Raw genomic sequence first — 13,158 nt, forward strand, 5'->3', positions numbered from 1 at the left:
TTTAATGTTATATTTCAAAAGCTTTTTCTACGATTCTGGCTTGCTCATCTTTATGAACTTTAGCGTATCCAATGGCTGGTGATGCACTTGCCTTTCTAGAAACAAGCTCTAAACCATAGTCACCCATGAATCTTTGGATGAAGAACCAATATCCCATATTAGCAGGCTCTTCTTGTACCCAGGCTAATTTCGGATTCTTATATTTCTTAAGTATGGCGTCTATCTGATTTTTAGGGAAAGGATAAAGTTGCTCTACTCTTACGATAGCTACATTTTTCTCCTCGTGTTTTTCCTGCTCCTCTAAAAGATCAAAATAAACCTTACCAGTACATAAAACTACTTTTTTCACATCCTTATCCTTCACAGATGTATCTGCTATCACCTCTTGGAATTTACCTTCTGTAACGTCAGAAACAGGGGATACTACCTTAGGGTGTCTTAGTAAAGATTTAGGAGAGAATACCACACATGGCTTTCTGAAATTCCAGGTCACTTGTCTTCTTAATAAGTGGAACAAGTTAGCAGGCGTAGTCATGTTAGCGATAATCATATTCTCTTCTGCAGCCAGCTGTAAGAATCTTTCAGGTCTTGCATTAGAGTGCTCAGGACCTTGACCTTCATAACCGTGCGGTAATAACATTACCAGACCGTTCATGCGCTGCCATTTAGATTCAGCACTTACTATAAACTGATCTATCATTACCTGCGCTCCGTTTGCGAAGTCACCAAACTGTGCTTCCCAAATTACTAAGGCATTAGGCGTAGCCATGGCGAATCCATACTCGAAGCCTAATACAGCAAACTCTGATAATAAAGAGTTGAAGATTTTGAATTTCTGCTGACCATCCTCGATATGATCCAAGTTGCAGTACGGCTCATTAGTGTTGGCATCAAATATATAAGAATGGCGGTGAGAGAAGGTTCCCCTTTTCACATCTTGTCCTGACATACGAACAAGCTTGCCCTCTGTTAATAATGATCCATAAGCTAATAGCTCAGCATCTGCCCATGATAATTCTTTCTTCTCAAAGAAGCTGGCTTTTCTATCTTTAAGAAGTTTATCTATTTGCTTTAAAGGCTTGAAACCTTTAGGAATAGATGTGAGCGCTTTTGCAACCTTATCCACCGTTTCTTGCGGAATACTGGTGTCAGGAGAAGTCTCAAAATCTGCAGTTTTTGATTTTGTTAATAACTTCCATTCTTCTTCCACTTTTTGTGGCTTGTATGGAAGTGGTTTTTGTTTCACCTCGTTTAGCCTGTCTTGAAGAAGATCTCTAAATTCTTTATCTAGACTTTTGGCTTTGTTTTCATCTATATCACCCCTTTCGATCAATGTGTTTACGTAGATCTCTCTAGGATTCGGGTGTTTTGCTATTAGGCTATAAAGTTTTGGCTGAGTGAATTTTGGTTCATCACTCTCATTGTGACCATGTCTTCTATAGCACAATAGATCTATAAATATATCTTTTCCAAATTTCTGGTTGTATTCTACTGCCAGTTTTGAAGCAAATACTACAGCTTCAGGATCATCACCATTGATGTGAATGATTGGAGCATCAATAATTTTTGCTATATCAGTACAGTAGATACTTGAACGAGCATCGTCATAGTCAGTAGTAAAACCTACCTGGTTGTTAATTACAAAGTGAATTGTACCACCTGTTTTATAGCCTGGCAGCTGAGACATTTGTGTAATCTCATATACTATACCTTGGCCGGCAAGCGCAGCATCACCATGAATAAGGATAGACATCGCTTTTCTCGTGTCACCATCATATTCATCGTCTATCTGTCCACGGGTATAACCTAAAACTACAGGATCTACCGCTTCAAGGTGAGATGGGTTTGGCGTTAATTTTACGTACACATTATTGCCAGATGTAGTGTTAATATGACTTGAATAGCCTAAGTGATACTTAACATCGCCATCACCCATAGTTAAGTCAGGCGTTGTGGTGCCTTCAAATTCACTAAAGATCTCCTCATAAGTCTTACCCATTATATTGGCCAAAACGTTAAGTCTACCTCTATGAGCCATTCCTATAACTACCTCCTTCACGTCAAACTCAGCGGCAGCATTAATTATGCTATCAAGAGCGGGTATGGTATTTTCACCACCTTCTAAAGAGAAGCGTTTTTGCCCTAAAAATTTAGTATGAAGGAAGTTCTCAAATACCACAGCCTCATTAAGCTTGTTTAATATTCTCTTACGTGTGTCACCATCAGGGACGGTATTCACAGCCTCTTTCTCACATTTTTTCTTAAACCATTCAAGGATCTCATTATCTCTAATGTGCATATACTCAAATCCAAGATGCCCGAGATAAACTTTATCCAGCGTGTCTACTATTTTCTCTAATGAAGCTTTTCCTATCCCAATAATATTACCTACTTCAAATTCGGTTTTTAAATCATTTTTAGAAAGGTCGAAATCTTCAATAGATAAAGATACGTTGTGGTCTCTTCGTTTTCTTACCGGGTTGGTATCAGACTTTAAGTGCGCACGCGACCTGTATGCATGTATAAGGTCACGTACATGCATTTCTTTAGACGAAATGCTGCTGCCTTCTACGCCGTTTTCCCCAAATTTGGCCTGGGAAAATTCAAACCCTTCAAAAAACTTTTGCCATGAGTCATCTACAGATTCCGGATCTTGTCTATATGCTTCATATAGCTCATCCAGATAATGTCCATGTGCGTTTGATATGTAGGAATATTTATCCATGAGTAAAAATGTGTTCGTAATGATAAAAACAAAGGTATATAACATGTTTTTAATAAAAAAACCGTAAAGTCGGTTATACAAATATAGTTGATTATCAGTGTGTTATTGGTTGTATTGGGTACTGTTTTGAAATGTTCCTTAAGTTTGACTGATAAAAGGCTAAAAGAAGTGGATAAAACTTAGTTTAATGAATGCATATATTAAAAAAAGGTTTATCTTTGCAGTCTTTTAAATGACGGACGTGTTCCGCAATGTTTAAAAACTAATAAACAAATGGCAGTAAAAATTAGATTAGCGCGCAGAGGCCGCAAAAAAAGGGCGATGTATGATGTAGTCATAGCTGACGCCCGTGCACCACGAGATGGTCGTTACATTGAAAAAATTGGTAGATACAATCCAAACACTGATCCTGCAACTATCGAGTTGAACGAGGAGAAGGCGTTTGATTGGGTAATGAAAGGTGCCCAGCCTACTGATACTGTAAGAGCAATGTTATCTTACAGAGGTATCATGTTAAAGAAACACTTACAAATAGGTGTTAACAAAGGAGCTATCACTCAAGAAGAGGCAGACAAAAAATTCGACGCTTGGTTACAAGAGAAAGAAGGAAAAGTTACTGCTAAGAGAGATAAACTTGCTCAAGATGCTGCTGCTAGCGCTAAAGCTAGAAAAGAAGCTGAAACTAAAGTGAAAGAAGCAAGAGCTGAGGCAATAGCTAAAAAGAATGTTGTAGAAGAAGAGCCGGCTGCTGAAGCAGAAGCTACTGAAGAAGCAACAGATGCGCCTGAGGCAGAAGCTGAAAGCACAGAAGAAGCTGCAGATAAAGAATAATTGACATGAATATTGATGAGTGTTTCCAGCTCGGTTACGTCATCAAGAAGCATGGCTTGAAGGGCGAAGTTAGCATTTTGTTAGATGTTGATGAGCCTGAATATTATCAGGAAATGGAATCAGTTTTTGTTGAGATCAACAAAAAACTGGTTCCTTTTTTTATGAATCGCTTCAGTCTGAAAGGCAAAAAAGCGGTCGTTAAATTTGAAGATATAGATACGGCAGAGCAAGCCGAAGAGCTTTGCGGCCATTCACTTTATCTTCCCCTCTCCTTTTTACCTAAACTTACAGGTAATCAATTTTATTTTCATGATATAATAGGTTTTACCGTAGTGGATAAAACTGCTGGTGAAATAGGTGCAATAACTGATATCTATGCATCTCCGCAGCAGGACTTACTGGCGGTAGATTATAATGATAAGGAAGTACTAATGCCTATTAATGATGAAATTATCGTTCAAGTAGATCGTGAGAAAAAGCAATTGACTGTTGCTTTACCGGATGGTTTGCTTGATATTTATATAGAATAAGATGCGAATAGACATTGTCACTTGTTTGCCGCGCCTTTTGGATAGCCCTTTTGGAGATTCCATTTTAAAAAGAGCGCAGCAAAAAGATTTAGTAAGCGTGTGTGTGAATGACCTTAGGCAATACTCTACTGATAAACATCAGAGGTTAGATGATTATGCTTATGGCGGCGGTGCTGGTATGGTTATGCTGATGGAGCCTATTTTGAATTGTTTCCGCACGCTTCAGTCTGAGAGAGAATATGACGAGATCATATATATGAGTCCGGATGGTGAGCAATTTAGTCAGAGCATGGCCAACGAGCTGTCTCTGAAGAAAAATTTGCTTATATTATGTGGACATTATAAAGGTGTGGATGAGCGAATTCGTGAGCATTTTATTACCCGTGAAATAAGTATTGGTGATTATGTGCTGTCAGGTGGTGAGCTTGCAGCTGCCGTGGTTTCGGATGCAATCATTAGATTATTGCCCGGGGTGTTATCAGATGAGACCTCTGCACTTACTGATTCTTATCAAGATGATTTAGTCGCACCACCAGTATATACAAGGCCTGCAGAATTTGAAGGAATGAAGGTGCCGGATGTGCTGCTCAGTGGTAACGAAGCAAAAATTGAAGAGTGGCGTTTTGAACAATCAGTGGAAAGAACTAAAAAAAGAAGACCAGGTTTGATTTCCTGATCATGGAAGACTACGAAGAATTATGGCATAAGGCAAAAAGGGAGCTCCACGAAAGAGAGGAGGAGCTCATGGCTCAGCATGAAGAGCTTACTGCTGCTATAGAGAGCGTAGTGAATAAAAACGATGAGTTGGAGAGGGTGCTCTCTGAACTTAAAAGTCGAAATAAGGAACTCGATCAGATTATCTACCGCACGTCACACGACCTTAAATCCCCTATAACCACCATGCGGGGGTTAATCAACTTAATTTCTGCTGAAGCTATCAATCCTGAAATCAGAGCCTATACGCAAATGGCTGTGAATTCAACCCTTGAGATGGAAAAGGTTCTTTTTCTGCTCACTAAATATTCATGGAATCTTCTGGATAACTCTCGTCTTGAGACCATTAATGTTTATAGCCTTATTGAAGAAGCCAAAAGCAGTCTCCGTTTTATTGAGGGAGTGAAAGATGTGGATATTAAGGTGTCAGAAGAAAAAGAACATCCCGAAGTAATTACCGATAGTGAGAGGCTTCAACTTGTGTTATTCCAGGTGATATCTAATGCTGTTCATTTCAGAAACAGAAGCATAGAAACTGAAATCACTATTGAGGTATCTGAAGCTGAGCTGGGTTTGGATATTGTAGTAACAGATAATGGCATAGGTATGAGTCAGGATATTATGGATAGGGCCTTTGAAATGTTCTTCAGGGGAGCTACTCTGTCTAGAGGCCCGGGGCTTGGATTATATATTTCTCACCAAATTATGAAGAAACTAAGGGGTGAGATACTACTTTCCAGTGTTGTTAACCAAGGCAGTGTAGTTACTGTAAGAATTCCTTATAGCTATATTAAAGGTCTATAGCCTTCTGAATATCATCGGTGTATTGAATGTCTAATTCCCTGAAACGTCCTTCCGGGAATTTATTATAAATCTGTTCTCTTCCAATTTTAACACTCTCCACGAAAACCTGATCATTTGGTAATAGCTTGCGGTGTTTGGTAAGGCCTTCTTGTATCATACTTTCTTTCCAGCTGGTAAAATACCATTCCATGGAAGGTTGGTGGAAAACGGTAAGTTTGCGTTTATCAAAAATTAACTTTTCTATGGCTTCGGATTTCACTGTTTCACCCACTTGCTTGAATAGAAGTTTAAAATCCTCTACAGGAATGTATCTATCAGTGGCTGTAACTAATAAAATGGGTTTATCTTTGATTTTGTGAAGAGTAGCTTTCTCAAAAGTGTATAAGAGTATCAAAGAATCACTGTGCATAGTGGGTAAAGTGAGGTAGCTTAAAAAATGAGTGTCAAATATATGATTTTATTTATACGTGTGTGATGGTATTATTTGAAAATTGTTTTATATTTGCAGTCCGTTTTGGAATTGAGACTTTTTAGAGATATAGATCATGAACGATATTATCAAATCAATTGAGGCAGAAAACAACGAGAGAAGAGATTCGCTTCCTTCTTTCAAAGCCGGTGATACAGTAAATGTACACGTAAGAATTACTGAGGGTAACAAAGAAAGAATTCAGCAATTTCAAGGTACTGTAATTCAAAGAAGACATCCTAATAGTAATGGAGAGACCTTTACAGTAAGAAAAGTTTCTAATGGAATTGGAATTGAGAGAATTTTCCCAATTTTATCTCCAAGCATCGACAAAATCGAAGTAATCAGAAAAGGTAAGGTAAGAAGAGCTAGACTTTACTACTTAAGAGGCAGACAAGGTAAAGCTGCTAGAATCAAAGAAAAGCTTTAATTATCTTATAATAAAGATATTAGATAGGGGTTGCCTTAATAAAGGTTACCCCTTTTTTCGTTGGCTCCAGTTTAGCTGCCCGTTTTCTGTAAAATATCCGTTGTAATTATTACTTGAAGTACATATATTACGACTTGTTTTTTTTTAAAGAACGCAGAATAGTTTTTTTTAACTTTTGTAATATCTATGCAAGGGATCCAGAATAGTCGTGAAGAACAGTTTAGGGTTTTTCATGATAAAGTTTATGAAGAGGCAGACGGAATAACCAGATATTTTATAATAGGCTATTTCTTTTTTGGGGTATTTTTATCAGTATTCTATTCTACTTGGGAGTTAGGGCTGGTAATGGGAGGCGTATCCATTGGACTTTATTATCTAGTTCAGACACTTAGCAAAGGAACTTTCTTATCAAGACTCACCGTGAGTTTCCTTTTTTGGAACTTTCCTTTCCAATTTATTTTACAGCTACATGGCACCTACGAAATGTATTTCTTCTATTTCGTGTCGCTCACAGTTCTTCTTTTTTATGAAGATTGGAGATTGCTCATGCCGGCTATCATTTATGCTATTATCACATTTCTATTTCTGTTTTACTGTAAGTTATATGGTACTGAGTTAAAGGTATATATGAATAATATCCCTGATCTCAACTATAAAAATGCACTATTACATATAGCCATTATCACAGTATATGCGGGGTTATGTATTTTGTGGTCTAAGTTGCAAAGAGATCAAACCAAGCAGGCCGCGATTACCAATCTTGATATGCAAGGTCAGCTGAAATTAATGGATACCAATATCAATTTCGCTGACAATATCAGTCAGGGTGATCTTACGGCTGAATACGGTGCTGAGGAACCAGATAAGCTGGGTAAGGCTCTAATGGATATGAGAGAGAGTTTAGTAGAGGCTTCTGATCGTGAATCTAAAGAAAGGTTTGTGAACGTGGGGCTGGCTTCTATTGGTGATATTCTTAGAAGCAACTCAGATGACCTGAATAAACTTTGCGATATGGTTATTCAGGAGTTAGTAAAATACATGAAGGTAAATCAGGGCGGTATTTTTATTATAACGGAGAACGAGAATGGAAGTGACCGTCATTTAGAGCTCATGGCTTGTCGTGCTTATGAGCGTAAGAAATATTTGAAAAAGAGGGTAGAAATAGGTGAAGGTCTGGTAGGTCAGTCTGCCATTGAACGTAAGTTTATACATCTGAAAGAGATACCATCTAACTATGTAAATATTAGTTCTGGTCTAGGCACAGCAAGGCCTAACAGTTTGCTGATAGTGCCATTGCAATCTAATGATGAGATGGTTGGGGTAATAGAGATGGCCTCGTTCAAAGATTTCGAACAAAATGATATTGAATTCCTGGAGAAGGTCGGTGAAAGTATAGCATCTAGTATTATTAGTGCTAAGACCAACCAGGCTACGGTTGAGCTTCTGCAGCAATCTAGAGAGATGACTGAGCAAATGCAGGCCCAGGAAGAGGAGATGCGTCAGAACATGGAGGAGATGCAAGCTACTCAAGAGGAGATGGCCAGAGCTCAAAGAGAACTGTCTGCTAAAGAGGCTAACTTCAATGCGCTTATTAATAATACTACAGATAGTATAATCACTATTGATCGTGAATATAGAATAGTGATCATGAATGAGGTTCAAAAGGCCAGATATCGTGGTAGTCAGTATGAAGCTATGAAAGAGGGTTCTAACGCTCTGGATATGTTGGGTAGTGTGAGGGAAGAATGGAAAGGTTATTATGATAGAGCCTTTGCTGGTGAAGCACTTAACTTTACTATTAAGAGTTCTGTTCATGGTGAAAATAGCTGGAGAGAATACTATATCAATCCGATCAGAGATAATCACGGCGGTACTGTGGGAGCATCAATCTTCTCAAGAGACATTACGTCACGTAAGAGAATAGAAGAGAATTCTAAAACCATGGCTAATGTAGTAGGAGAGTTGTTAAACACTTCTACCGATATGCTAATGGCAATTGATAATAAATATAACTTGCTTGTTTCTAATGATAAGTTCAAGGATGAATCGGTAGAGATTTTGGGAGCAAGGGCTGCAGATGGAGTCAATCTTCTGGAGAATCTGGAAGGTGCCAGACAATCTGCCATTAAAGAGCAATATGATAAAGCTTTAGCAGGCGCTGAATTTGATGCTGAGCTTAAAGTGGCTAATGGTGTATTGGTGAATCACTATAAGCCTATCAGAAATGAAGATAAAGAGGTGATAGGTGTAGCTATCAAAACTCATTTCAAATAAAACATTGGAGGAAGTGTTTGCTAAGAGGCAAACACTTCTGAAAATTTTGATTCCACCCCATCCAGAACGTTCAATATTTCCTCGTGAGAATCTAACTCTACTAATTGAGTTCTATAAGGTTTAAAGTTTGGTATTCCTCTGAAATAATTAGTGTAATGCCTTCTCATTTCAAAAATACCTTTCTTCTCCCCTTTCCATTCTACAGAAAAGTTTAAGTGCTTTTTAGCAACATCTACTCTGTCCTTCAACGTTGGTGGCGGTAGGTGCTCTCCTGTTTCAAAGAAGTGCTTTATTTCATTAAAAATCCAAGGATAGCCAATGGCTGCTCTACCGATCATGATGCCATCAACTTCATACTTGTTTTTATATTCTAATGCTTTCTCGGGTGAGTCAATATCACCATTCCCGAAAATGGGTATATGAATATCCGGATGATTTTTAACTTCCGCTATTTTAGTCCAGTCAGCCACACCCTTGTACATCTGTTTTCTAGTACGTCCGTGGATGGTAAGGGCCTGAATGCCTACATCTTGTAACCTCTTGGCTACTTCTACAATCTTGATGGTGCTGTCATCCCAGCCTAATCTGGTCTTTACCGTAACGGGCAGCTGCACTTGCTTCACTATCTCCTCCGTCATCTTCTGCATCTTGGGTATATCCAAAAGAATACCGGCACCCGCTCCTTTACAAGCCACTTTTTTTACAGGACAGCCATAATTGATGTCAATAATTTCAGGTCTTGCCTCTTCTGCTATGGCTGCAGCTTCTCGCATAGATTCTATCTTGTCTCCAAAAATCTGGATACCAATAGGCCTTTCATAATCATATATGTCAAGCTTTTCTACGCTCTTTGCAGCATTTCTGATTAAACCCTCAGAGGAAATAAATTCCGTGTACATCATATCTGCCCCATTTTCCTTGCATACGGCTCTAAACGGAGGATCACTTACATCTTCCATAGGCGCCAATAAAAGCGGAAAATCACCAATCTCTACATTTCCAATCTTTACCATCAACTCTAGGTTTAACTTAGCGGGTGTGTTTTAAAATAAACTGTAAATTTACATGAAATTATGGATATTTCAGATAACAATATACAGTCGCCAGGAGGAGTTAGTTCCCTTGGAGCAGCTGTAGTGGTATTTTTATTGGCCTTGCTTGGTACTCTCTTCGGTTCTATTATTGGTATGGCCATATGTATTCCTTTCTATTCCGGTTCCGTATTAGATTTAAGTGAAGCCATGGCCAACCCTCAGGGTAACGAGGGCATGAAGTCTATCCTTTTCTTTAGTCAGGGATTTGGCTCCGCATTTGGAATGATCTTTATTCCTATGGCCTATTTGAAGGTGACTCAAAAAAGGGGAATTGATGTATTCTTTCAAAAGCCGATAGGTTGGCTTCCTCTAGTGCTTACTGCCTTTACTGTCATTTCATTTATGGTGGTGAATTCATTATTTATAGAGTGGAATGCTAACTTTCAGTTTCCTGAATTCATGAGCGGCTTTGAATCATGGGCCAGAGCTAAGGAAGATCATTTGGCAGAAATAACCACGTACCTTACTGATTTCAAGAATGTTGGTGATTTTGTAATGGCTTTTATAGTGATTGCCATAATCGCTCCAATAGGGGAAGAGTTAGTTTTTAGAGGATTTATACAGACCCATCTACATAAGTTTTCAAAAAATATTCATGTGGCCATATGGGTTTCAGCTATACTTTTTAGTGCTATTCACATGCAGTTTTTTGGTTTTATACCCAGGCTGTTACTAGGCGCACTTTTCGGCTACTTATATCACTGGTCTGGAAACCTCATTGTGCCTATGATCGCACATTTTGTTAACAATGGATTTACCTTAGTGTTAGTTATTATGGCAAAGCGAGAGGCTATTCCTTATGATATAGAAAATACTGAGTCACTCCCTTTGTCTACTGTACTAATATTCGCTATTATTACCACAGGACTATTGTTTTATTTTAGAAACCATTTTTATAGAAGCCAAGTGAAATGACCAAGTGGTCTAAGGTATATTCTACAGACAAGCCGTATAGAGCTGACATGGTGAAAAGCTTGCTAGATCAGAATGACCTTCACTCAGTTATAGTTAATAAAAGAGATTCGTCCTATCACTTTGGCCTACTAGAAGTTCATGTAGCCTCTGATGAAGTAATGAGAGCGCTACAACTAATTAATAATGACATCGATTTTAAATAAATACAGCAATTTCACTCAAAGAGTTATAGCTGGCTTATTCGGAGCTTTAGTGATCATATCCAGTATTTGCTATGGTCAGTGGACGTATTTTATAATGTTTTTGCTGATCTGTGTAGTCACACAGCTTGAGTTTTACAAACTAGTGGGGCTGGACGGAATGCTTCCGCTGAAAACCTTCGGCACATTCTGTGGAGGTTGTCTTTTTATTATTTCTTTTTTAGTTGAAGGAGGGCACATATCCAGTAAATATTATTTTGTGCTCTTTCCTGTGGTTACTTGTGTTTACTTAATCTATTTATATCAAAGTAAGGCCGTGAAACCTTTTAGGGGCATAGCCTTTACATTTTTAGGAATACTATACGTAGCTATTCCATTTTCACTACTTAATGTGGTAGCGTTTCAGCCTGGAAGCTATACTTTTGAACTCATTTTAGGTTCATTGCTTATCCTTTGGGCAAACGATACTGGTGCCTATTTTACGGGTGTTAGGTATGGAAAAAGAAAGCTTTTTGAAAGAGTGTCTCCTAAAAAATCCTGGGAAGGAAGTGTGGGAGGTTTAATACTTGCTCTTTCTATGGCTTACGCTTTATATTATACTACAGGATCTATGGAACTTTGGAGATGGATGGGCGTAGGATTAATAATAGTGATTGGTGGTACTTATGGTGACTTGGTAGAGTCACTTTTTAAAAGGAGCATCGAGATTAAAGATTCTGGCAGATTAATTCCTGGCCATGGTGGATTTTTAGATCGTTTTGATGGACTTTTGCTATCAGTACCATTTATTACTGCTTTTTTAAAAATTTTTTGATTGTAATGATTGAATTTAGATTAATATCTAAATTTGCAATCGTTTTAGTAATTTAAAAACCATTGATATGGGTTATATTGAACCAGCTCCAATAAAGGACGAGAAGAATCCATTTGAGGCCATGATGTCGAGATTTCACATCGCCTCTCAAATACTTGGGTTAGATGATGAAGTATATAACGTACTGAAGTCTCCCGCCAAGCAAGTGATAGTTTCCTTACCAATAACTATGGATGATGGATCTATCAGAGTGTTTGAAGGTTTTAGGGTAATCCACTCTAATATATTAGGACCTTCTAAAGGTGGGATTAGATTCGATCCCGGTGTAAACATAGATGAGGTAAAGGCTTTGGCTGCATGGATGACCTGGAAGTGCGCCGTAGTGGATATTCCTTACGGTGGAGCTAAAGGTGGAATCAAGTGTAACCCTAGAGAAATGTCTTCAGGAGAGATAGAAAGGTTAATGCGTGCTTACACATTAACTATGATCGAAATCTTTGGACCTGACAGAGATATTCCAGCACCGGACATGGGTACGGGACCAAGAGAAATGGCCTGGCTAATGGATGAATACTCAAGAACACAAGGTATGACTGTAAACTCTGTTGTTACTGGTAAGCCTTTGGTACTTGGTGGTTCATTAGGTAGAACTGAAGCTACTGGTAGAGGGGTAATGGTTTCTGCTTTGGCAGCCATGGAAAAATTAAAAATCAATCCTTATAAAGCTACTTGTGCTGTACAGGGGTTTGGTAACGTAGGATCTTACGCTGCACTTCTTTTGGAAGAAAGAGGTGTGAAAGTAGTTTCTGTAAGTGATCTTTCAGGTGCATATTATAATGCATCGGGAATCAATATTCAGGAAGCTATTGAATATAGAAATGGTAATAACGGTTCACTAGAGGGATATGGCGGCGCTGAGAAAATCGACGGCGAAGAGTTATTGACCCTTGAAGTAGATGTACTTGTGCCAGCTGCTACTGAAGATGTAATTACATCTCATAACGCTGATAAAATTAAAGCCAAACTTATTGTGGAGGGTGCTAACGGCCCTACTTCAGCTAAAGCAGATGCTTTAATTAACGATAAAGGAATTATGGTGGCTCCAGATATCTTAGCAAATGCTGGTGGTGTTACTGTTTCTTACTTTGAGTGGGTGCAAAACAGACTAGGATATAAATGGACTGGAGAAAGAGTAAACAGAAGATCTGACAGGATTATGAAAGATGCTTTTGATAACGTTTACCGTACATCCAAAGAGTACAATGTATCCATGAGAATTGCAGCTTATGTAGTGGCTATTGACAAAGTAGCTAAAACATATAAATTTCGTGGTGGTTATTAATTTGGAATAGAGATAT

The 13,158-nt window shown here is 38.4% G+C and carries 13 protein-coding genes; 10 read left to right on the forward strand and 3 right to left on the reverse strand.

Translation table 11 applies throughout. The features are described from left to right. Window positions 1–7: 7 nt before the first annotated feature. Window positions 8–2,725, reverse strand: a complete 2,718-nt coding sequence (locus tag LVD16_RS05155) for a 2-oxoglutarate dehydrogenase E1 component (RefSeq protein WP_233774572.1) — start codon at window positions 2,723–2,725, stop codon at window positions 8–10. Window positions 2,726–2,998: 273 nt separating this feature from the next. Here LVD16_RS05155 and LVD16_RS05160 point away from each other — a divergent pair, with 273 nt between their 5' ends. Genes LVD16_RS05160 through LVD16_RS05175 form a run of 4 tightly spaced genes read left to right on the forward strand, consistent with a single transcriptional unit; the run spans window position 2,999 to window position 5,604 of the window. Next, window positions 2,999–3,556: a 30S ribosomal protein S16 gene (locus LVD16_RS05160; protein WP_233772746.1), complete on the forward strand. Its 558-nt coding sequence runs from the start codon at window positions 2,999–3,001 to the stop codon at window positions 3,554–3,556. Between the two features lie 5 nt (window positions 3,557–3,561). After that, complete coding sequence (gene rimM, locus LVD16_RS05165) at window positions 3,562–4,086, forward strand: ribosome maturation factor RimM (RefSeq protein ID WP_233772747.1); 525 nt, start codon at window positions 3,562–3,564, stop codon at window positions 4,084–4,086. 1 nt (window position 4,087) lies between these two features. Beyond that, complete coding sequence (gene trmD, locus LVD16_RS05170) at window positions 4,088–4,762, forward strand: tRNA (guanosine(37)-N1)-methyltransferase TrmD (protein WP_233772749.1); 675 nt, start codon at window positions 4,088–4,090, stop codon at window positions 4,760–4,762. Between the two features lie 2 nt (window positions 4,763–4,764). Then, window positions 4,765–5,604: a sensor histidine kinase gene (locus LVD16_RS05175; protein ID WP_233772751.1), complete on the forward strand. Its 840-nt coding sequence runs from the start codon at window positions 4,765–4,767 to the stop codon at window positions 5,602–5,604. Here LVD16_RS05175 and LVD16_RS05180 read toward each other — a convergent pair. Beyond that, window positions 5,591–6,013: a hypothetical protein gene (locus LVD16_RS05180; protein WP_233772753.1), complete on the reverse strand. Its 423-nt coding sequence runs from the start codon at window positions 6,011–6,013 to the stop codon at window positions 5,591–5,593. The two genes, LVD16_RS05175 and LVD16_RS05180, sit on opposite strands and share 14 nt — an antisense overlap. Window positions 6,014–6,149: 136 nt before the next feature. On the opposite strand from LVD16_RS05180, the gene rplS reads away from it, so the two are divergent. Then, window positions 6,150–6,503, forward strand: coding sequence for a 50S ribosomal protein L19 (gene rplS, locus LVD16_RS05185; RefSeq protein ID WP_233772755.1), 354 nt, complete (start codon window positions 6,150–6,152; stop codon window positions 6,501–6,503). Between the two features lie 186 nt (window positions 6,504–6,689). Continuing rightward, on the forward strand, window positions 6,690–8,777 hold the full coding sequence (locus tag LVD16_RS05190; RefSeq protein WP_233772757.1) for a GAF domain-containing protein: 2,088 nt from the start codon (window positions 6,690–6,692) through the stop codon (window positions 8,775–8,777). A gap of 20 nt (window positions 8,778–8,797) precedes the next feature. Here LVD16_RS05190 and dusB read toward each other — a convergent pair whose 3' ends face one another. Beyond that, window positions 8,798–9,790, reverse strand: a complete 993-nt coding sequence (dusB, locus tag LVD16_RS05195; protein ID WP_233772759.1) for a tRNA dihydrouridine synthase DusB — start codon at window positions 9,788–9,790, stop codon at window positions 8,798–8,800. 60 nt (window positions 9,791–9,850) lie between these two features. Between dusB and LVD16_RS05200 the strand changes: the two genes are divergently transcribed. The 4 genes from LVD16_RS05200 (at window position 9,851) to LVD16_RS05215 (ending at window position 13,142) form a co-directional block, all read left to right on the forward strand. Further along, window positions 9,851–10,786, forward strand: a complete 936-nt coding sequence (locus LVD16_RS05200) for a CPBP family intramembrane glutamic endopeptidase (protein WP_233772760.1) — start codon at window positions 9,851–9,853, stop codon at window positions 10,784–10,786. Then, window positions 10,783–10,989, forward strand: coding sequence for a putative signal transducing protein (locus LVD16_RS05205; RefSeq protein ID WP_233772762.1), 207 nt, complete (start codon window positions 10,783–10,785; stop codon window positions 10,987–10,989). The genes LVD16_RS05200 and LVD16_RS05205 overlap by 4 nt, the downstream gene beginning before the upstream one ends. Beyond that, window positions 10,970–11,800 (forward strand): phosphatidate cytidylyltransferase, encoded by an 831-nt coding sequence (locus LVD16_RS05210; RefSeq protein WP_233772764.1) that lies wholly within the window; start codon window positions 10,970–10,972, stop codon window positions 11,798–11,800. The genes LVD16_RS05205 and LVD16_RS05210 overlap by 20 nt, the downstream gene beginning before the upstream one ends. A gap of 67 nt (window positions 11,801–11,867) precedes the next feature. Next, on the forward strand, window positions 11,868–13,142 hold the full coding sequence (locus LVD16_RS05215; RefSeq protein ID WP_233772767.1) for a Glu/Leu/Phe/Val family dehydrogenase: 1,275 nt from the start codon (window positions 11,868–11,870) through the stop codon (window positions 13,140–13,142). The last annotated feature ends 16 nt before the right edge of the window (window positions 13,143–13,158 follow it).

The sequence above is a fragment of the Fulvivirga ligni genome (genome assembly GCF_021389935.1).
Lineage (GTDB): Bacteria > Bacteroidota > Bacteroidia > Cytophagales > Cyclobacteriaceae > Fulvivirga > Fulvivirga ligni.

Excerpts from the sequence above, each read along its gene's own strand:
- LVD16_RS05155 (WP_233774572.1), bottom strand. The coding sequence starts at position 2,725 with ATGGATAAATATTCCTACATATCAAACGCACATGGACATTATCTGGAT.
- LVD16_RS05160 (WP_233772746.1), top strand. The coding sequence starts at position 2,999 with ATGGCAGTAAAAATTAGATTAGCGCGCAGAGGCCGCAAAAAAAGGGCG.
- rimM (WP_233772747.1), top strand. The coding sequence starts at position 3,562 with ATGAATATTGATGAGTGTTTCCAGCTCGGTTACGTCATCAAGAAGCAT.
- trmD (WP_233772749.1), top strand. The coding sequence starts at position 4,088 with ATGCGAATAGACATTGTCACTTGTTTGCCGCGCCTTTTGGATAGCCCT.
- LVD16_RS05175 (WP_233772751.1), top strand. The coding sequence starts at position 4,765 with ATGGAAGACTACGAAGAATTATGGCATAAGGCAAAAAGGGAGCTCCAC.
- LVD16_RS05180 (WP_233772753.1), bottom strand. The coding sequence starts at position 6,013 with ATGCACAGTGATTCTTTGATACTCTTATACACTTTTGAGAAAGCTACT.
- rplS (WP_233772755.1), top strand. The coding sequence starts at position 6,150 with ATGAACGATATTATCAAATCAATTGAGGCAGAAAACAACGAGAGAAGA.
- LVD16_RS05190 (WP_233772757.1), top strand. The coding sequence starts at position 6,690 with ATGCAAGGGATCCAGAATAGTCGTGAAGAACAGTTTAGGGTTTTTCAT.
- dusB (WP_233772759.1), bottom strand. The coding sequence starts at position 9,790 with ATGGTAAAGATTGGAAATGTAGAGATTGGTGATTTTCCGCTTTTATTG.
- LVD16_RS05200 (WP_233772760.1), top strand. The coding sequence starts at position 9,851 with ATGGATATTTCAGATAACAATATACAGTCGCCAGGAGGAGTTAGTTCC.
- LVD16_RS05205 (WP_233772762.1), top strand. The coding sequence starts at position 10,783 with ATGACCAAGTGGTCTAAGGTATATTCTACAGACAAGCCGTATAGAGCT.
- LVD16_RS05210 (WP_233772764.1), top strand. The coding sequence starts at position 10,970 with ATGACATCGATTTTAAATAAATACAGCAATTTCACTCAAAGAGTTATA.
- LVD16_RS05215 (WP_233772767.1), top strand. The coding sequence starts at position 11,868 with ATGGGTTATATTGAACCAGCTCCAATAAAGGACGAGAAGAATCCATTT.